19 protein-coding genes and 2 tRNA genes are annotated in these 20,501 nt (G+C 43.1%); all 21 read left to right on the top strand.

What is annotated here, in order from left to right; all coding sequences use genetic code 11:
* Positions 1-620 precede the first annotated feature (620 nt).
* Positions 621-1,010 (top strand): succinate dehydrogenase cytochrome b556 subunit, encoded by a 390-nt coding sequence (gene sdhC, locus PR761_RS15035; RefSeq protein ID WP_006812775.1) that lies wholly within the window; start codon positions 621-623, stop codon positions 1,008-1,010.
* A complete protein-coding gene (gene sdhD / locus PR761_RS15030) occupies positions 1,004-1,348 on the top strand; it encodes a succinate dehydrogenase membrane anchor subunit (RefSeq protein ID WP_006812774.1) in 345 nt (114 codons plus the stop codon). Before sdhC ends, sdhD begins: the two co-directional genes overlap by 7 nt.
* Positions 1,349-3,115, top strand: a complete 1,767-nt coding sequence (sdhA, locus tag PR761_RS15025; protein WP_006812773.1) for a succinate dehydrogenase flavoprotein subunit — start codon at positions 1,349-1,351, stop codon at positions 3,113-3,115.
* A gap of 35 nt (positions 3,116-3,150) precedes the next feature.
* A complete protein-coding gene (locus PR761_RS15020; protein ID WP_006812772.1) occupies positions 3,151-3,867 on the top strand; it encodes a succinate dehydrogenase iron-sulfur subunit in 717 nt (238 codons plus the stop codon).
* Between the two features lie 358 nt (positions 3,868-4,225).
* Positions 4,226-7,033, top strand: coding sequence for a 2-oxoglutarate dehydrogenase E1 component (sucA, locus tag PR761_RS15015; RefSeq protein WP_154611233.1), 2,808 nt, complete (start codon positions 4,226-4,228; stop codon positions 7,031-7,033).
* A 14-nt stretch (positions 7,034-7,047) separates the two neighbouring features.
* Positions 7,048-8,253 carry a 2-oxoglutarate dehydrogenase complex dihydrolipoyllysine-residue succinyltransferase gene (gene odhB / locus PR761_RS15010; RefSeq protein ID WP_006812769.1) on the top strand — a complete coding sequence of 402 codons (1,206 nt, stop codon included), beginning with the start codon at positions 7,048-7,050 and terminating at the stop codon, positions 8,251-8,253.
* 131 nt (positions 8,254-8,384) lie between these two features.
* Complete coding sequence (gene sucC / locus PR761_RS15005) at positions 8,385-9,551, top strand: ADP-forming succinate--CoA ligase subunit beta (protein WP_006812768.1); 1,167 nt, start codon at positions 8,385-8,387, stop codon at positions 9,549-9,551.
* Positions 9,551-10,423, top strand: a complete 873-nt coding sequence (gene sucD / locus PR761_RS15000) for a succinate--CoA ligase subunit alpha (RefSeq protein WP_006812767.1) — start codon at positions 9,551-9,553, stop codon at positions 10,421-10,423. The genes sucC and sucD overlap by 1 nt, the downstream gene beginning before the upstream one ends.
* Positions 10,424-11,236: 813 nt before the next feature.
* Positions 11,237-12,805, top strand: coding sequence for a cytochrome ubiquinol oxidase subunit I (gene cydA / locus PR761_RS14995; RefSeq protein WP_154611234.1), 1,569 nt, complete (start codon positions 11,237-11,239; stop codon positions 12,803-12,805).
* Between the two features lie 14 nt (positions 12,806-12,819).
* Positions 12,820-13,959, top strand: coding sequence for a cytochrome d ubiquinol oxidase subunit II (gene cydB / locus PR761_RS14990; RefSeq protein WP_006812765.1), 1,140 nt, complete (start codon positions 12,820-12,822; stop codon positions 13,957-13,959).
* Between the two features lie 12 nt (positions 13,960-13,971).
* On the top strand, positions 13,972-14,094 hold the full coding sequence (cydX, locus tag PR761_RS14985) for a cytochrome bd-I oxidase subunit CydX (protein ID WP_006660445.1): 123 nt from the start codon (positions 13,972-13,974) through the stop codon (positions 14,092-14,094).
* 5 nt (positions 14,095-14,099) lie between these two features.
* A complete protein-coding gene (gene ybgE / locus PR761_RS14980; protein ID WP_006812764.1) occupies positions 14,100-14,387 on the top strand; it encodes a cyd operon protein YbgE in 288 nt (95 codons plus the stop codon).
* 133 nt (positions 14,388-14,520) lie between these two features.
* Positions 14,521-14,916, top strand: coding sequence for a tol-pal system-associated acyl-CoA thioesterase (gene ybgC, locus PR761_RS14975; protein ID WP_006812763.1), 396 nt, complete (start codon positions 14,521-14,523; stop codon positions 14,914-14,916).
* Positions 14,913-15,596, top strand: a complete 684-nt coding sequence (tolQ, locus tag PR761_RS14970; RefSeq protein ID WP_006812762.1) for a Tol-Pal system protein TolQ — start codon at positions 14,913-14,915, stop codon at positions 15,594-15,596. Before ybgC ends, tolQ begins: the two co-directional genes overlap by 4 nt.
* A 17-nt stretch (positions 15,597-15,613) precedes the next feature.
* Entirely contained in the window at positions 15,614-16,036 is a 423-nt protein-coding gene (tolR, locus tag PR761_RS14965; RefSeq protein WP_006812761.1) for a colicin uptake protein TolR, read from the top strand.
* A gap of 70 nt (positions 16,037-16,106) precedes the next feature.
* Positions 16,107-17,240 (top strand): cell envelope integrity protein TolA, encoded by a 1,134-nt coding sequence (gene tolA / locus PR761_RS14960; RefSeq protein WP_006812760.1) that lies wholly within the window; start codon positions 16,107-16,109, stop codon positions 17,238-17,240.
* Between the two features lie 144 nt (positions 17,241-17,384).
* Positions 17,385-18,677 carry a Tol-Pal system beta propeller repeat protein TolB gene (gene tolB / locus PR761_RS14955; RefSeq protein ID WP_112836376.1) on the top strand — a complete coding sequence of 431 codons (1,293 nt, stop codon included), beginning with the start codon at positions 17,385-17,387 and terminating at the stop codon, positions 18,675-18,677.
* A gap of 43 nt (positions 18,678-18,720) precedes the next feature.
* Positions 18,721-19,218, top strand: coding sequence for a peptidoglycan-associated lipoprotein Pal (gene pal / locus PR761_RS14950; RefSeq protein ID WP_006812758.1), 498 nt, complete (start codon positions 18,721-18,723; stop codon positions 19,216-19,218).
* Positions 19,219-19,240: 22 nt separating this feature from the next.
* The gene (gene cpoB / locus PR761_RS14945; RefSeq protein ID WP_006812757.1) at positions 19,241-20,029 is read left to right on the top strand and encodes a cell division protein CpoB; all 789 of its coding nucleotides are present in this window, start codon (positions 19,241-19,243) and stop codon (positions 20,027-20,029) included.
* A 185-nt stretch (positions 20,030-20,214) separates the two neighbouring features.
* Positions 20,215-20,290 (top strand) — tRNA-Lys (locus PR761_RS14940).
* Between the two features lie 34 nt (positions 20,291-20,324).
* Positions 20,325-20,400: transfer RNA gene (locus tag PR761_RS14935), tRNA-Lys, on the top strand.
* Positions 20,401-20,501 lie beyond the last annotated feature (101 nt).

Genomic DNA, 20,501 nt, shown 5'->3' with positions numbered 1-20,501 from the left:
ATAATCCACACTCAACAACCCTGAACTCAGCGTTATACTGTGTCTTTGCGCATTGTTCTATCGGTGAGGTGAGAAAGTTAGCCAGATATCACATAAAACGCTGAAATCTTGCGACCGATAACAATGTGTTAGGTTGTTTATGAGTGTATAGGGCGTTATGTTCTTTTTTTGTTGTTTTCTCTACAATATCATTATTTATGGTAAGGGAAACAACTTTCATAACTTTTGTTTATACTTGCATACTCATTCACACTACTTACATGACGTAGAGTCATCCGTAACGTATTCAGATAAATCTGCCAGCCCTATATGTAAGATAAATGTTGAATCATTGTCAAATAAGATAAGCACATTTATATAAAATGTTTAAATCGTGATCCTTCTCACTGTTCGGGCTAAATGTCTCCAAACCTTTTGTGTGGGAATTGTAATAACAATGTGAAGACTTTATACTGGCACCAGGTCTCCGGATTACCCTGTAGTAGGAGTTCCCAGCGTGATCAGTATGCAATTTTACTCAAACATGATGGATTAGAGTTTGCGTTAAGTTGCATTTTGTACCCCTGTCGCTGTCTGATTTCCACCCCAGGTCCGGAGGATGGAAAATAATAAAGAGCTGTGTGGGCAAAATTGTGAAAAAACAAAGACCTGTCAACCTTGATTTGCAGACGATACATTTCCCGATTACTGCAATATCGTCTATCTTGCACCGTGTCTCTGGCGTCATTACTCTCATCGCAGTTGGTATTCTGCTTTGGTTGCTAGGGACTTCTCTCTCCTCTCCAGAAGGTTTTCAATACGCGTCTGAATTAATGACTGGCTTTTTTGCTAAGTTCATTCTTTGGGGCATCTTGACGGCTTTGGCTTACCACATTTGTGGTGGTATTCGCCATATGCTGATGGATTTCGGCTGTGTTGATGAAACCCTTGCTGCTGGTAATTCATCTGCAAAAATTACATTTGTTATTACCGTAATTCTGGCAATTCTGGCGGGGATCTTAGTATGGTAAGTAATGCTTCAGCTTTAGGCCGTACTGGTATCCAGGACTGGCTGTTAATTCGTGGTTCAGCGATTCTTATCGTTCTCTACGTACTCTACATCGTTGGCTTCGTGGCGATCAATGATATTACCTACGAAGTGTGGCGTGGCTTCTTTGCCTCCTCTGTGACAAAAGTATTCACTATCCTCACATTGTTCTCAATTCTTGTACATGCCTGGATTGGTATGTGGCAAGTACTGACTGACTATGTTAAGCCGATCGCAATTCGTTTAGTCCTGCAACTCGCTATTGTTGTTGGTCTGCTGGCTTACTTAATTTACGGAACAATTGTTGTGTGGGGTGCATAAATGAATCTGCCAATCAGAGAGTTTGACGCTATTGTTATCGGTGCGGGCGGTGCAGGTATGCGCGCAGCACTACAAATTTCGCAACAAGGCTTATCTTGTGCTTTGTTGTCAAAAGTATTTCCAACTCGTTCTCATACGGTATCAGCGCAAGGCGGTATTACTGTTGCATTAGGTAACACCCATCCTGATAACTGGGAATGGCACATGTATGACACCGTTAAAGGTTCAGACTATATCGGTGACCAAGACGCTATCGAGTACATGTGTAAAACTGGGCCAGAAGCTATCCTTGAATTAGAACATATGGGATTGCCTTTCTCTCGTCTTGAAGATGGGACTATTTATCAACGTCCATTCGGTGGTCAGTCTAAGAATTTCGGTGGCGAGCAAGCGGCACGTACTGCTGCAGCTGCTGACCGTACTGGTCACGCGCTGTTACATACGCTGTATCAGCAAAACCTAAAAAATCACACCACAATTTTCTCCGAATGGTATGCACTGGATTTAGTGAAAAACCAAGATGGCGATATCGTGGGTTGTACCGCAATTTGCATGGAAACGGGTGAACTGGTTTATTTCAAAGCCAAAGCTACGATTCTTGCAACGGGTGGGGCGGGGCGTATTTATCAGTCTACAACCAACGCACATATCAATACTGGCGATGGTGTCGGTATGGCCGTTCGTGCAGGTGTTCCATTGCAAGATATGGAAATGTGGCAATTCCACCCAACAGGTATTGCGGGTGCGGGTGTTCTGGTCACAGAAGGCTGTCGTGGTGAAGGCGGTTACTTGCTGAATAAAGACGGTGAGCGCTTCATGGAACGTTATGCACCAAATGCGAAAGACCTTGCGGGTCGTGACGTTGTTGCGCGTTCAATCATGATTGAAATTCGTGAAGGTCGTGGTTGTGAAGGTCCGTGGGGTCCTCACGCTAAACTGAAACTGGACCACTTAGGGAAAGATGTTCTGGAGTCTCGTTTGCCGGGTATTCTTGAGCTTTCTCGTACCTTTGCTCACGTTGACCCAGTTAAAGAGCCTATTCCAGTTATCCCTACTTGCCACTACATGATGGGCGGTATCCCTACTAAGGTTACTGGTCAAGCTATTCGTTATAACGAAAAAGGCGAAGACGAAGTGATCCCAGGCCTGTTTGCGGTGGGTGAAATCGCTTGTGTGTCTGTACACGGTGCTAACCGTTTAGGTGGTAACTCACTGCTGGATCTCGTTGTATTCGGTCGTTCTGCTGGTCTGCACTTGAACGAATCCATTATGGAGCAAGGCCCAATGCGCGATGCGTCTGAATCAGACCTCGATGAAGCTATGGCTCGCTTCAACCGTTGGGAAAACGCACGCACTGGTGAAGATCCTGCTCAGATCCGTAAAGCTCTGCAATCTTGTATGCAGAACAACTTCTCCGTATTCCGCGAAGGGGATGCTATGGCGAAGGGCTTAGAAGAGCTGAAAGAAATTCGCGAGCGTCTGAAAAATGCACGTCTGGATGACACTTCAACTGAGTTTAATACTCAGCGTATTGAGTGTTTAGAGCTGGATAACCTGATGGAAACGGCTTACGCAACGGCGCAAGCAGCTAACTTCCGTACAGAAAGTCGTGGCGCACACAGTCGCTTTGACTTCCCAGATCGTGATGATGCAAATTGGTTATGTCACTCATTATATCTACCGCAATCTGAAACGATGACTCGTCGCGAAGTGAACATGCAACCTAAGTTGCGTGAGGCCTTCCCACCGAAGATTCGTACTTATTAATGCGTGGTGTTAATCCAGTTGCGGAGAAATAAATTATGAAATTAGAATTTTCGATTTATCGCTATAATCCAGATGTAGACAACGCACCACGCATGCAAGATTACACCCTTGAAGTCAAAGATGGGCGTGACATGATGCTGCTAGATGCGTTGATTCAATTAAAAGAACAAGACCCAACATTGTCTTTCCGTCGTTCTTGTCGTGAAGGGGTATGTGGTTCTGATGGCGTAAACATGAACGGTAAGAATGGGCTGGCTTGTATTACGCCACTGTCTGCTTTGACCCGTAATGGTAAAAAAATTGTGATCCGTCCATTGCCAGGTTTGCCAGTTGTGCGTGACCTGATTATTGACATGACGCAGTTCTATACCCAGTACGAAAAAATTCGCCCATATCTTCTTAATGATAATAAGAATCCACCGGCGCGTGAAAACTTACAGTCACCTGCACAACGTGAAAAACTCGATGGTCTCTATGAGTGTATTTTGTGTGCATGCTGTTCTACTTCATGTCCATCTTTCTGGTGGAATCCGGACAAGTTTATCGGTCCTGCGGGTCTGTTAGCTGCGTATAGATTCTTAATTGATAGTCGCGATACTGAAACGGATTCACGATTAGATGATCTGAACGACGCTTTTAGTGTTTTCCGCTGTCATAGCATTATGAATTGTGTCAATGTATGCCCTAAAGGACTTAATCCGACTAAAGCTATCGGTCATATTAAATCTATGTTGTTAAAACATAGCGCATAAAACCGGTATAGCCTGCGGTACCTGAGTACCGTAGGCTAAATGCGGATAGCACAAAATAAACACTTAAAGTAAAAAATAAGCGTAAAGTAAAATTCAGTGAAACAAGTGCGAAGTAAAAGTGAAAGTAAAAAGCCAACTGCAAAAAAAGATGAAGATGCATGTAAAAACAAGGAACCTTTAAAAACCGCAGCCAGTTTTTAAAGGTTCCTTAAAAGGGAAACCCTTAATTGATAAAAGGGACTCCCAAAGTGAGAACATGCAAAAAGCACGTCCAAGAGAACCTTTATCGAGGTCGCTTAAATGCGGCAATTAGTTAACCACGGCGAAAACTAAAGCTTATAAAGCTTAAGGGATCACAATGCAGAACGGCGTAATGAAGGACTGGCTGGATTCAAGCTTTCTGGCAGGCGCGAACCAGTCTTATATAGAACAGCTCTATGAAGATTATCTGACTGACCCTAATTCCGTAGATGCAGAGTGGAGAGAAATCTTCCAGCAACTACCTGGAGTAGGTACTAGTGGTGAGCAATTACATTCGCAAGCACGAGATTATTTCCGTCGCTTAGCAAAAGATTCCACCCGTTACCATACCTCTGTTAGCGATCCTACGATCGATGCAAAACAAGTCAAAGTTTTGCAACTTATCAATGCCTTCCGTTTCCGCGGACATCAAAATGCCAATCTCGACCCATTAGGACTTTGGAAGCGTGAAGCTGTTCCAGATCTGGACCCTACATTCCATAATCTGACCAAAGAAGATTTTGACGAGACTTTCAATGTGGGTTCATTTGCGATTGGCAAAGAAACCATGAAACTCAGTGAGCTATATGACCACCTGAAGCGCATCTATTGCGGTTCAATCGGTGCGGAGTATATGCATATCACTAATACCGAAGAAAAACGTTGGATCCAACAGCGTCTTGAATCCGTGAATGTTGCAGAACAATTTACTAAAGAAGAAAAACGTCGCTTCTTAGCTGAATTAACCGCAGCAGAAGGGCTTGAGCGTTATTTAGGCGCTAAATTCCCTGGTGCGAAACGCTTCTCTTTAGAGGGCGGTGATGCATTAATTCCAATGCTGAAAGACCTGATCCATCATGCCGGAAAACAAGATACCCGTGAAGTTGTACTGGGTATGGCACACCGTGGACGCTTAAACGTTTTAATCAATATTCTGGGTAAAAAACCTGCTGAATTATTTGATGAGTTTGCGGGTAAACATAAAGACCACTCAAGCGCAGGTGACGTAAAATATCACCAAGGTTTCTCGTCTGACTTTGAAACGGCCGGTTCACGAGTTCACTTAGCGTTAGCATTTAACCCGTCTCACCTTGAAATCGTGAGCCCAGTGGTTATCGGTTCTGTTCGTGCTCGTCGTGACCGTCTTGATGAAGGTCGCAGCAACATGGTTCTGCCAATCACTATTCATGGTGACTCGGCAGTAACAGGTCAGGGTGTTGTTCAAGAAACATTGAACATGTCTCAGGCCCGTGGTTATGAAGTTGGCGGTACGATGCGTATCGTTATTAATAACCAAGTTGGTTTTACTACGTCGAACCCGAAAGATACACGCTCAACTGAATATTGTACTGATATCGTGAAAATGGTGCAGGCACCAATTTTCCACGTTAATGCTGATGATCCTGAAGCCGTTGCATTCGTGACTCGCTTAGCATTAGATTTCCGTAACACCTTTAAGCGCGATGTCATGGTCGACTTAGTGTGTTATCGCCGTCATGGTCACAACGAAGCTGATGAGCCAAGTGCAACTCAGCCAATTATGTACCAGAAAATCAAACAGCATCCTACACCACGTAAAATCTATGCAGATCGTTTAATTGAAGAAGGCATCGTTTCAGCGAATGAAGTCACTGAAATGGTTAACCTGTATCGTGATGCATTAGACCGTGGCGATTGTGTCGTTGATGAATATCGTGAGATGGGGCTGAATGCTTATACATGGGAACCGTATCTGAACCATGAGTGGCATGAAGAATATAAATCAAGCTATGACATCAAGCGTTTAACTGAGCTGGCGACTAAGCTAAGCACAATCCCTGAGGGTATTGTTGCTCAATCTCGAGTTGAGAAAATTTATGCGGACCGCGCTGAAATGGCGAAAGGTAACAAATTACTCGATTGGGGTGCAGCAGAAACTTTAGCTTACGGTACGCTAGTTGATGAAGGTGTTCCAATTCGTCTATCTGGTGAAGATGCGGGTCGCGGTACATTCTTCCATCGCCATGCAGTTGTACACAACCAAACCAACGGTTCAGTATATGTTCCACTGCAAAATGTTCATAGTGGTCAAGGCGTATTCAACGTTTGGGACTCTGTTCTAACTGAAAACGCAGTATTGGCATTTGAATATGGTTATGCAACAACTGAACCTCGTGCTTTAACTATTTGGGAAGCTCAGTTTGGTGACTTTGCTAACTGTGCTCAGGTGGTTATTGACCAATTTATTAGCTCGGGTGAGCAGAAATGGGGTCGGATGTGTGGTCTGGTGATGTTATTACCTCATGGTTATGAAGGCCAAGGTCCAGAACACTCCTCAGCTCGTTTAGAGCGTTACCTGCAACTGTGTGCGGATCAAAACATGCAAGTGTGTGTGCCATCAACACCAGCTCAGGTTTATCACATGTTACGCCGTCAAGCGCTGCGCGATATGCGTCGTCCTCTGATTGTTATGTCTCCTAAATCACTGTTACGTCATCCATTAGCGGTATCTAGCATCGATGAGCTGGCAAATGGAAAATTCCAACCAGTTATCAGTGAAATCGATGAAATCAATCCGAAAAATGTGAAACGTGTCGTTCTGTGTTCCGGTAAAGTTTATTACGATTTGTTAGAGCAACGTCGTAAGAACGAGCAAACCGATGTTGCGATCGTGCGTATTGAGCAGTTATATCCGTTCCCGCATGACGACATCCAAAAAGTATTGGCTCAATATGCTCATGTGAAAGATTTTGTTTGGTGTCAAGAAGAGCCGCTAAACCAAGGCGCTTGGTATTGCAGCCAACATAATTTCCATGAGGCAATCCCAGCAGGCGCAAGTTTACGCTATGCCGGTCGAGCAGCTTCTTCTTCTCCAGCTGTTGGATATAACTCCGTTCACCAGGAACAACAAGCGGCCCTGGTTAATGACGCTTTGAACATTGCATAATTAAAGGATAGAAAATGAGTAGCGTAGAAATTCTTGTTCCCGATCTTCCTGAATCCGTCGCTGACGCAGCGGTTGCCACATGGCATAAAAAACCAGGTGACAGTGTTCAGCGTGATGAAGTCCTGGTTGAAATCGAGACAGATAAAGTTGTTTTAGAAGTTCCTGCAAGTGAAGCGGGTATTTTAGAAGCGATCATTGAAGAAGAAGGCGCAACTGTTTTATCTAAACAGCTATTGGGCCGTATTCGTTTAGGTGATAGTACTGGTATTCCTGCTGAAGTGAAAGAAGCGGCACCAGCACCAGCAGCTCGCCAAACTGCAAGTTTAGAAGAAGAAAGCAATGATGCTCTGAGCCCAGCAATTCGTCGTCTGGTAGCAGAGCACGGTCTGAACCCAGCAGATATTAAAGGTACGGGTGTTGGTGGACGTCTGACTCGCGAAGATGTTGACAAGCACTTAGCCGCTAAACCAGCTGCGGCAGCAGCACAAGCGCCAGCTGCGCCACAAGCTCCGTTAGCTCACCGCAGTGAAAAACGTGTACCAATGACACGCCTGCGTAAACGTATCGCGGAACGCCTGCTGGAAGCTAAAAATAGCACCGCAATGTTAACCACATTTAATGAAGTTAACATGCAGCCAATCAAAGATTTACGTGCTCAATATGGTGATGCATTCGAAAAACGTCACGGTGTACGTTTAGGCTTTATGTCTTTCTACATCAAAGCCGCAGTTGAAGCACTGAAACGCTACCCAGAAGTTAACGCTTCTATTGATGGCACTGACGTGGTTTACCATAACTATTTCGATATCAGTATTGCCGTTTCAACACCGCGTGGTCTGGTAACGCCAGTTCTGCGTGATGTTGATGCTATGAGCATGGCTGACATTGAGAAAAATATTAAAGAGCTGGCTGTCAAAGGTCGCGACGGTAAATTAACCGTTGAAGATTTAAGTGGCGGTAACTTCACTATCACGAATGGTGGTGTGTTCGGTTCTCTGATGTCTACTCCAATCATTAACCCACCACAAAGCGCAATCTTAGGCATGCATGCCATCAAAGACCGCCCAATGGCTGTTAACGGTAAAGTAGAAATTCTTCCAATGATGTATTTAGCGCTTTCTTATGATCACCGCCTAATCGATGGTCGTGAATCAGTAAGTTTCTTAGTTGCTATTAAAGATATGTTGGAAGATCCAACTCGTTTACTGTTAGACGTATAGAAACATAACAGGGCAGGGTACAACCTGCCCGGTCTGAGGTAACCGATGCAGCCAGTTTTCTGGCTGCTAAATCTGTAACAATTGCAAGGGGCGATACACGCTCCTCCAGACTCAATTATGGATAGAACATCATGAATTTACACGAGTATCAGGCAAAACAGCTTTTTACACGCTATGGCTTACCCGCTCCAACTGGCTATGCCTGTTCATCAGTAGAAGAAGCAGTAGCTGCAGCGAAAAAAATCGGTAATGGTCCATGGGTTATCAAATGCCAAGTTCACGCAGGTGGACGTGGTAAAGCTGGTGGCGTAAAAGTTACAAAAGATATCAATGACATCAGCGAGTTTGCTGAAAAGTGGTTAGGTAAAAATCTGGTCACTTACCAAACTGATGCAAATGGTCAGCCTGTAAACCAAATCTTGGTTGAAAGCGCAACTGACATTGCTAAAGAGCTGTATTTAGGTGCAGTTGTTGACCGTGGAACACGTCGTGTTGTGTTCATGGCATCAACTGAAGGCGGCGTTGAAATTGAAAAAGTTGCCGAAGAAACACCAGAACTGATTCATAAAGCGGCTATCGATCCACTGACAGGGCCTATGCCTTATCAAGGCCGTGAATTAGCCTTTAAATTAGGCTTAACTGGAAAGCAAGTTAGCCAATTCGCGAAAATTTTCATGGGCTTAGCAACCATGTTCTTAGAGCGCGACTTAGCTCTGATCGAAGTTAACCCATTAGTTATCAATACTGAAGGCGACTTAATTTGCTTAGATGGTAAATTAGGCGTTGATAGTAACGCACTGTATCGCCAAGCTGAAATGCGTGAAATGCACGATCCATCTCAAGAAGATGCGCGTGAAGCTCAAGCGGCTCAATGGGAACTAAACTACGTAGCGCTGGATGGTAACATCGGTTGTATGGTTAACGGCGCGGGTCTTGCAATGGGTACGATGGATATCGTTAAATTGCACGGCGGTTCCCCAGCTAACTTCCTTGATGTTGGTGGCGGTGCAACTAAAGAACGCGTAACTGAAGCATTTAAAATTATCCTTTCAGATAAGAGCGTTAAAGCCGTATTCGTAAACATTTTTGGTGGTATCGTTCGCTGTGACCTGATTGCAGACGGCATCATTGGTGCAGTAGAAGAAGTTGGCGTAAATGTACCAGTAGTTGTACGTTTAGAAGGTAACAATGCAGAGTTAGGTGCGAAAAAACTGGCAGATAGCGGTTTAAATATTATCGCAGCAAACAGCCTGACAGATGCAGCTAAGAAAGCAGTAGCAGCGGCGGAGGCTAAATAATGTCTATTTTAATCGATAAAAACACCAAAGTAATTTGCCAAGGTTTTACTGGCGGTCAAGGTACTTTCCACTCCGAACAAGCTATTGCTTACGGTACAAAAATGGTTGGCGGTGTAACGCCAGGTAAAGGTGGCACAACTCACCTAGGCCTACCCGTATTTAATACTGTGCGTGAAGCGGTAGAAGCAACAGGCGCAACAGCTTCTGTTATCTATGTTCCAGCACCATTTTGTAAAGATTCTATCCTTGAAGCCATTGATGCTGGTATCAAGTTGATTATCACTATTACTGAAGGTATCCCAACACTGGATATGCTGACTGTTAAAGTGAAATTAGACGAAGCTGGCGTTCGTATGATTGGACCAAACTGCCCAGGTGTAATCACCCCAGGACAGTGCAAAATTGGTATCCAACCGGGTCATATCCATATGCCAGGTAAAGTCGGTATCGTTTCACGTTCAGGTACGTTGACTTATGAAGCGGTTAAACAGACGACTGATGCTGGTTTAGGTCAATCAACCTGTGTTGGTATCGGTGGTGACCCAATCCCAGGCTCAAACTTTATCGATATCCTGAAATTGTTCCAAGAAGACCCACAAACTGAAGCAATTGTTATGATCGGTGAAATTGGTGGTAATGCTGAAGAAGATGCCGCTGCGTATATTAAAGAGCACGTCACTAAACCTGTCGTAGGCTATATTGCTGGTGTTACTGCACCTAAAGGTAAGCGTATGGGTCATGCTGGTGCAATTATCGCGGGTGGTAAAGGTACAGCAGATGAAAAATTTGCTGCTTTAGAAGCCGCAGGTGTTAAAACTGTTCGTAGCCTTGCTGATATCGGCGATGCAGTAAAATCACTGTTAAATAAATAAGCGAAACATGAGCTAATTGCTCAGGTAACGTAAGAGACAGAACCCGTGCTTGCAGAATGAAGCACGGGTTTTTTTGTATTTATATATTAGGAATTTAATTCTGCAAATAGGGTTCTTTAAACTATATCAGCCAAGAATAAACCAGTCTAAAAAGTGATATTTAGAGAGTTTTTTATTTGCTTGCAAATAGCACATTACGCATATTAGTCAAATTTTGCAGTAGATCAATTTTTATATTTATAGTGATATTTGATTAACTGAATATAGGGGATTAACTACGATTATTCTCTTTATTTATAAATTAAGTAATAACTTAAAAATAAGCTGCTATTATAAAATAGACATTCTTTTTTAGATGTATTAAAGAAGACGTTATAAGTTTGTTTTAATCTTATTAAAAAAGTAAAAAGTTATATATCAATGATAATAACAGGTAGTTAACAACTAACTAACTATTATTTGATTCGAGACGAATGAAATTAACAAGCTAGAAAAAATTGACTTAGATCAATCTATTACCACTGGCTTTATTTGTTTAAATTGCTTAAATTGGTACTCGATCAAATACCTATTTTTCTATTAAAGGGTATAATTATTGATATAACTTCAGAATTCAAATCTGAATCACGTAAAAGAAGTTTATTGTATGTGAAGATAGGCGTACTATTATTATGGTAGGTTTTTTCCTTTACTTTTGTTAATTATTTGTTGTTTTGAGGCATTTTTTGCTGGTAGTTAAGAGGCTTTCCCGTTTAATACTGGAAGCTGGGTTGCCGCAAGTCGGTGTCTTCCTGCTAGGAGCAAGGAGTCAAGATGTTTGATATTGTCGAACTGTCACGATTACAGTTTGCCTTAACCGCGATGTACCACTTCCTATTCGTACCATTAACGCTAGGTATGGCGTTTTTGCTTGCGATCATGGAGACGGTATATGTGCTGTCCGGTAAACAAATTTATAAAGATATGACTAAGTTCTGGGGTAAGTTATTTGGTATTAACTTTGCCCTAGGTGTTGCAACTGGTCTGACTATGGAGTTCCAATTTGGTACTAACTGGTCATACTACGCCCACTATGTTGGAGATATCTTCGGTGCGCCTCTGGCAATCGAAGGATTGATGGCATTCTTCTTAGAATCTACCTTTGTTGGTTTATTCTTCTTTGGTTGGGATCGTTTAAGCAAAACTCAGCACCTTGCGGTGACTTGGTTAGTTGCTTTAGGTTCTAACTTCTCAGCACTGTGGATTCTGGTAGCGAACGGTTGGATGCAAAACCCAATCGCTGCAGACTTTAACTACGAAACAATGCGAATGGAAATGCTTAGCTTCTCCGAGCTAGTTCTTAACCCAGTCGCACAAGTTAAATTCGTACATACTGTTGCAGCAGGCTACTGTACTGGTGCTATGTTCATTCTGGGTATCAGCTCTTACTACCTACTTAAAGGTCGTGATGTTGCGTTTGCTAAACGTTCTTTTGCAATTGCTGCAAGCTTTGGTATGGCGGCGGTCTTATCTGTTATCGTTCTTGGTGATGAATCAGGTTACGAAATGGGTGACGTGCAGAAAACAAAGCTGGCCGCTGTTGAGGCAGAGTGGGAAACACATGCTCCTCCAGCTGCATTTAACCTAATCGCGTTCCCAAGCAATGAAAAAGAAGAGAATACATTCTCTATCTCAATTCCTTGGGCAATGGGTATCATTGCAACTCGCTCTATTGATACGCCAGTATTAGGTCTGAAAGATCTGATGAAGCAACACGAAGTTCGTATCCGTAACGGTATGGTTTCTTATGGTCAGCTACAACAATTATTAGATGGTGATAAGAGTCCTGAACTGCGCGCTGCATTTGAAGCAAGCAAAAAAGACCTCGGTTATGGTCTTCTGTTAAAACAATATGCTCCAAATGTTGTTGATGCGACTGAAGAACAAATCCAAAAAGCTGTTAAAGACAGTATTCCAAACGTAGCGCCACTGTTCTGGGCATTCCGTATCATGGTTGCAGTTGGTTTCGCATTACTGCTAATCGTTGGTTGGGCATTCCTGTCAGTTATTCGTAACCGTATTGGTAAAAGCAAATTACTGTTACGCCTTGCGTTGTTCGGTATTCCATTACCTTGGATTGCAATTGAATCAGGTTGGTTTGTGGCAGAGTACGGTCGTCAACCGTGGGCAATTGGTGAAGTGTTACCGGTTTCGGTTGCACACTCTAATTTAACACCTCAAGATCTGATCTTCTCTCTGGTACTGATCTGTGGTCTGTATACACTGTTCTTGATTGCTGAAATGTTCTTAATGTTCAAATTCGCTCGTAAAGGGCCTAGTAGCCTGAAAACCGGTCGTTATCATTTTGAACAAAAAAATAGTTCAGCACACGACGTTCAGTAAACAGGAGTCCACTTATGTTTGATTATGAAGTTCTTCGATTTGTGTGGTGGATCCTTATCGGCGTGCTGCTGATTGGGTTTGCTGTCACGGATGGTTTTGACATGGGCGTTGGCTTCTTATTACCTATCTTAGGTAAAACAGATACTGAACGCCGCGTTATGATTAATGCTGTTGCACCGCATTGGGATGGTAACCAAGTTTGGTTAATCACCGCGGGTGGTGCAATGTTTGCTGCATGGCCACAAGTTTATGCTGCTTCATTCTCTGGCTTCTATGTTGCTATGATTTTGGTATTAGCTGCATTGTTCTTCCGTCCGGTTGGTTTCGACTACCGTTCAAAACTGGAGAACCCAAAATGGCGTAGCATGTGGGACTGGGGTCTGTTTATTGGTGGTTTCGTTCCGCCATTAGTTATCGGTGTTGCATTTGGTAACCTGTTATTGGGTGTTCCACTGCAAATTGATAACCAGCAGTATCTGACTTATACAGGTAATCTGTTTGGTCTGTTAAACCCATATGGCTTGTTAGCTGGTGTTGTTGGTTTAATGATGATTGTTACCCAAGGTGCAACTTATCTGCAAATGCGTACGACAGGTGAACTTCACCTACGTACCCGTAAAGCCACGTATATTTGTGCGCTGATCACGTTAGTTGCTTTTGCGGGTGCTGGTGTATGGTTAGTTATGGGTATCGATGGTTATGTTGTGACTTCAGCAATAGACCCATATGCTCCATCTAACCCACTGAACAAAACTGTAGAAGTCGCTTCTGGTGCATGGTTAACTAACTTTAACACGTATCCAATCCTGTGGGCTTTACCTGCTCTAGGTGTTGGGTTACCGCTGTTAACGATGATTGCAACTAAAGCAGACAAAAATGGTTGGGCGTTCTTATTTTCATCATTGACTATCGCATGTATTATTTTGACATGTGGTGTTGCAATGTTCCCGTTCATCATGCCATCAAGCATCATGCCAAATGCAAGCTTGACCATGTGGGATGCGACATCTAGCTTGTTCACTCTGCAAGTCATGACTGTTGTTGCGATCATTTTTGTCCCACTCATTCTGTGCTACACCGCTTGGTGTTACTACAAAATGTTTGGTCGTTTGGACAAAAACTTTATCGAAAGCAACAAGCATTCACTGTATTAAGGAGCATAACATATGTGGTATTTCGCCTGGATCCTCGGCACTCTGTTAGCTTGTAGTTTTGCAGTGATTGCAGCATTAGCTCTTGAGCACTCAGAAAGTGCAAAAGAAGCTAAAACAGCTAAAGATGGTGAGTAAATAATATGCTGATGGATAAAACCTATCAGCTATTAGGAAAGGGCCCTATTAGGGCCCTTATCCTTGTATTAGCTTTAGTTACAGCTGGTACTGTTATGTGGGATCCATCCCTATTTGCAGCCAATACTAGCTCATTTCCTATCTGGCTAGGTTTCCTAATGATATGGGCAACTTGCAGCGCGATTATTTTTGGGGTGGGTTTCCTACCTAATAAAATCATCTGGCGAGTGTTGTTCCATCCATTGCCTGCCATCATCATTCTTATCTGGGGACTAATTAAAGTCTTCAGTTAATCTAAATTCAGATTGTGGGTCATGAGATCCACAATTATTTTTGATATCTTTACCTGCAAAGTGATTCCAAAGCGTCACGGTCTTGCGTATAGTGGCACCGTTAATTAATTTAACCTAAGACGGAGTGATTTTTATGTTATTTCGCTGGCCTGTTCGCGTGTATTATGAAGACACTGATGCGGGCGGAGTTGTATATCATGCACGTTATCTGGCTTTTTTTGAGCGCGCAAGAACGGAAATGTTGCGAAATAAAGGTATCAATCAACAAAGTTTACTCGCAGAGAACCTAGGATTTGTTGTCAAAAATATGACAATCGACTTTATTAAGGGTGCTCGGTTAGATGACCTGCTGGAAGTTGAAACGGAAATCGTTGAAATAAAACGAGCTTCTTTAAAATTTCAGCAAAGGTTAGTTGATTCGCAAGGTAACTTGCTTTGTGGGGCGACCGCCCTAATTGCTTGTGTGGACATTTCTAAAATGAAGCCAAAAGCGCTTCCTGAGTCTATTGTCGCGGAGTTTAAACAGTGACTGACATGAATATCTTGGATTTATTCCTAAAAGCGAGCCTATTGGTTCAGATCATTATGTTCGTTTTGCTTGGATTTTCTATTGCATCGTGGGCCATCATTATTCAAAGAACCAAAATTTTAAACGCGGCAACCCGTGAGGCTGAAGCGTTCGAAGATAAATTTTGGTCAGGTATTGAACTGTCTCGTTTGTATAAAGAGAGTCAGGCACGCCGTGATGCACTAGGTGGCACAGAGCAAATTTTTTACTCTGGCTTCAAAGAATTTGTACGTTTACACCAAGCGAATATCCATGCACCGGATGCCGTCATTACTGGCGCAGCACGTGCAATGCGTATTTCCATGAACCGTGAATTGGAATCTGTAGAGTCACATATCCCATTTTTAGGTACAGTAGGGTCGATTAGCCCTTATATTGGTCTATTTGGTACCGTTTGGGGAATTATGCATGCATTTATCGCATTGGGTGCGGTAAAGCAAGCAACGCTACAAATGGTTGCACCGGGTATTGCGGAAGCGCTGATTGCAACTGCAATTGGTTTATTTGCGGCAATCCCTGCTGTTATGGCATTCAACCGCTTAAACTTACGCGTGAATAAACTTGAACAAAGCTACGATAACTTTATGGAAGAATTCCTAGCTATCCTGCATCGTCAAGCATTCTCTGCAGATAAGAAATAAGACGGGGAGAAAAGCGAATGGCGCGCAATAGTCGCAAACGTGAGCTGAAATCCGAAATCAACATAGTCCCATTACTGGACGTATTGTTGGTGCTTTTGCTGATCTTTATGGCAACAGCGCCTATTATTTCTCAGAGTGTGGAAGTTGAATTGCCGGATGCTACAGATACTCAAACCGTATCATCAAGTGATAACCCCCCTGTGATTTTAGAAGTGGCAGGGGTTGATCAATATAATATGTTGATCGATGGTGAGCGTTTAGAGTTACTGCCACCAGAACAAATTTCAGCAGAGGCAAAAGCACAATTAGAGAAAAATCCTAAAACGGTTTTCTTAATTGGCGGAGCTAAAGAAGTTCCTTATGATGAAGTGATTAAGGCGCTGAATCTGTTACATGGGGCAGGGATCAAATCTGTTGGTTTGATGACTCAACCTATTTAATTTGTCCAGCCACTGTTCTTGTGGCTTGGATGTAGTTTGAAAAGAAACGATTCTTTTTTTGGAAACCAGAGTGGGAAAGACAAAAGAGAAACAGGATAACTTAAAGCGTTCATTAATGGTGTCGATTGGATTGCACATCTTATTGGTTGCTTTAATCGTTATAGGCTCTTTAGTGACAGTCGTTCAACTTGGCGGCGGTGGAGAAGAGGGAACGGTCATTGATGCAGTCATGGTCGATCCTGGTGCTGTTGTTGAGCAATATAATCAATCTCAACAGCAGCAAAAAAGTTCCCAACAAGCAGCTAAAGAACGCAAAGAACAACAACAGAAACAAGATGCTGAGCTGAGAGAAAAGCAGGAGCAGGAACAAAAGCGTCTGCAAAAACTTGAAGAAGAACAAATTCAAACTCAGCGCGAAACTGAACAGCAGCAAAAACAAGCTGAAGAACAGAAAAAGCAAGCTCAAGAAGCAGCCAAAAAAGCGAAGGAAGAGCAAAAATTAGCTGAGGATGCCGCTGCGCAAGCCAAAGCTGAGAAAGAAAAGCTAATTAAAGAGCAGGCTATAGCGAAAGAGAAAGCGGAAGCGCAAGCTAAAAAAGAAGCCGAGGCTGCCAAAGCTAAAGCCGAAAAAGAAGCGAAAGAAAAAGCCGAATCTGATGCTAAAGCTAAGGCTGAAAAAGAAGCTAAAGCAAAAGCTGAAGCTGATGCTAAGGCTAAAGCTGAGAAAGAAGCGAAAGCTAAGGCTGATAAAGAAGCCAAAGATAAAGAAGCTAAAGCTAAGGCCGCTAAAGCCAAAGCTGAAGCCGCAAAAAATGCATCATCCGTTGATGATTTGCTGGGTGATTTAACTGCATCAGGTCCAAGTAAGCAAGGCGGACAGACTGCTGCTGGCAGCGGAGGCGGTAAAAAATCAGGCGCATCTAATGCAGATGTTGATAGCTATGCAGGTAAAATAAAAGCAGCGATCCAAAGTAAATTCTATGACTCAGCGACGTATCGTGGACGGACTTGTGAGCTGCAATTAAAACTGGCACCAGATGGATTATTGGTCAGTATTACACCGAAAAATGGTCCAGCAAATGATCCCGCGCTATGTGAAGCGGCAATAAGAGCGGCAAAACTCGCAACTATGCCAAAACCACCTAGCAGAGAGGTCTATGAAACGTTTAATAAATCAGGCAGCACATTAGTATTTAAGCCTTAATTTTCAATAAGTCAGAGTAGTCTATATTGTAAATTTTTTGGCGATGTAATAAATAGTTTGTGTGCTATCTAGTTTTGTTAGTATACCTTTGTTAAAATTCAGCGAATTATTGCGGTGGTGAATATCGCAGTAAGGGAGATTAGGATGAAGCAGGCGTTTAAAATAGTTTTCGGGTTCCTGATGCTATGGGCTACTGTTGCTCAGGCAGAAATCCGTATTGAGATAACTGAAGGCGTTAACTCAGCTCAACCAATCGGTGTGGTTCCATTTAAGTGGGCGGGTGCAGGTGCGCCACCACAAGAAGTTGGACAGATTGTCGGCGCTGATTTACGTAATAGCGGTAAATTTAACCCTATTGAGCCAAGCCGTATGCCTCAGCAACCGGGAACGGCTTCAGAAGTCATTCCTGATGCTTGGACTGCGTTGGGCATTAATGCTGTTGTCGTTGGTCAAGTTCAGCCAGCCGCAGATGGTAGCTTCGTAGTCAGTTATCAACTAGTTGATGTTGCTGCTAATCCAGGTGCAGTGTTAGCTCAGAACCAATTTAAAGTCACTAAAGATTGGTTACGCTATGCAGCTCATACTGCAAGTGATGAAGTTTTTGAGAAATTGACCGGTATTCGTGGAGCATTCCGTACGCGTATTGCGTATGTAGTGAAAACTAATGGCGGTCAATATCCGTTTGAATTACGCGTTTCAGATTATGACGGATTTAACCAATTTACGGTTCACCGTTCACCTGAACCACTGATGTCACCAGCATGGTCACCAGATGGTCAAAAAATCGCGTATGTAACATTTGAAAGTGGTAGCTCTGCGTTAGTTATCCAGACGCTATCAAGTGGTGCAGTTCGTCAGGTTGCAAAATTCCCACGTCATAATGGGGCGCCTGCGTTCTCACCAGATGGTACTAAATTAGCATTTGCACTGTCTAAGACAGGTAGCCTGAATTTATATGTGATGGACTTAGCAAGTGGGCAAATTCGTCAAGTTACAGATGGTCGTAGTAACAATACTGAACCAAGCTGGATGCCGGATAGCCAAACTTTAGTCTATACTTCGGACCAAGCAGGACGTCCGCAAGTTTATAAAATGAATATTAATGGTGGTAGTCCAGTAAGAGTCTCCTATGAAGGAACTCAAAATCAGGATGCTGATGTAAGCCCGGATGGAACTTTCTTAGTGATGGTCAGCTCCGGGGGCGGTCAACAGCATATCGCCAAACAGGATCTGGCAACGGGTAACGTTGAATATTTAACGACAACGTTTCTAGATGAAACGCCGAGTATCGCACCTAACGGCACTATGGTAATTTATAGCTCCTCTCAAGGCTTGGGGACTATATTGCAGCTAGTTTCGACCGACGGGCGTTTCAAAGCGCGTCTTCCGGCAACCGATGGACAGGTAAAATTTCCTGCCTGGTCGCCGTATCTGTGATGCATAATAATAATGTGTGGCAAAAATATTAAGGATCAAAACGATGCAACTGAACAAAGTGCTTAAAGGGCTGATGATCGCATTACCAATCATGGCAGTCGCAGCTTGTAGCTCTAACAAAAACAATGACCAAAATGGTGCTGATTCTGCTGTGGATCAAACTAATACTGGTCTGTCTGCGGAAGAGCTGGCACGTCAGCAAATGGAACAACTGCAACAGAACAACACTGTTTACTTTGGTTTCGATAAATACAACGTATCTCCAGAGTACGCTGAAATGTTAGATGCACACGCAGCATTCCTGCGTAGCAACCCATCTGTACGTGTTGTTGTTGAAGGTCATGCGGATGAGCGTGGTACTCCAGAATACAACATCGCACTGGGCGAGCGTCGTGCTAACGCAGTTAAAATGTATCTGCAAAGCAAAGGTGTTTCAGGCGACCAAGTTTCACTGGTTTCTTACGGTAAAGAAAAACCAGCTGTGTTAGGTCACACTGAAGCAGACTACGCGAAAAACCGTCGTGCAGTCATTGCATACTAATAGATAAGAGAAATTATCTATTATGAACAGTAACTTCAGACAATTACTAGTCGGTCTGTCGTTATTGGTTGGCGTAGCGGCCCCTTGGGCCGCTATTGCCCAAGCGCCAATCAACAATGTCGGATCTGGTTCCTCTGCAGATCGCCTCACCCAACTTGAGACAGCCGTTAGCTCTCAAGGTCAAATTATTTATCAAATCCAGCAGCAATTAGCCGATAACCAGCGTGACATCGATATGTTACGTGGACAAATTCAAGAAAGTGAATATAAATTGAATCAGGTTGTTGAGCGCCAAAAAGATTTGTATATGCAATTGGACAAAGCGGGTGGCGGTGACTCAGCAACTCCTTCTGATGCAACAGATTCAAGTGCATCAAGTCCCGCGTCATCGACTTCAGATACCTCCGCAGCGGCTCCAAGCTCCGGTGGTAATGAAAAAGATGATTATAATGCCGCAGTTCAGTTAGCCATGAACAGCAAATCAAAAGCACAAATTGATGAGGCTATTGGGGCATTGCAAGGGTTTATCAAAACGTATCCGAAGTCTGGATATCAATCCAATGCTAACTATTGGTTGGGGCAGTTAAACTACAATAAAGGCAGCAAAGATGATGCAGCATTTTACTTTGCAACCGTAGTTAAGCAGTATCCAAAGTCTCAAAAAAGCAGTGAGGCCTTATATAAAGTGGGTCTTATCATGCAAGATAAGGGACAGAAAGATAAAGCAAAAGCTGTTTACCAGCAGGTATTGAAACAATACCCCAATAGTGCAGGTTCAAAACTTGCAGAGAAGAAGTTGAGTGCCCTTTAATTATTAACCCCGAAGCAACATAACCAAACATTTCGGGGTTATCCGTATGATTAGTGCGCACTTAATTCATTTTTTCAAAAAAAGCGTTGCACCCCAGTCAGAAATCAGTAATATAAGCCGCCGTTGATACGAGAAACAGCAGGTTGAGAAATCTGAGTGGTATCAATGAGATTTAAATTTTAGATGGGTCGTTAGCTCAGTTGGTAGAGCAGTTGACTTTTAATCAATTGGTCGCAGGTTCGAATCCTGCACGACCCACCATCTAAAAGTAGTAAACAATTCAAGCAGTACAGATGGGTCGTTAGCTCAGTTGGTAGAGCAGTTGACTTTTAATCAATTGGTCGCAGGTTCGAATCCTGCACGACCCACCATCTAAAGTAGTAAACAATTTAAGTAATATAGATGGGTCGTTAGCTCAGTTGGTAGAGCAGTTGACTTTTAATCAATTGGTCGCAGGTTCGAATCCTGCACG

The organism is Providencia sp. PROV210, from assembly GCF_028479445.1.
In the GTDB taxonomy this organism is placed as follows: Bacteria; Pseudomonadota; Gammaproteobacteria; order Enterobacterales; family Enterobacteriaceae; genus Providencia; species Providencia rustigianii.
Note: the sequence above shows the minus strand (reverse complement) of the source record. Positions and strands in the feature narration are given on the sequence as shown.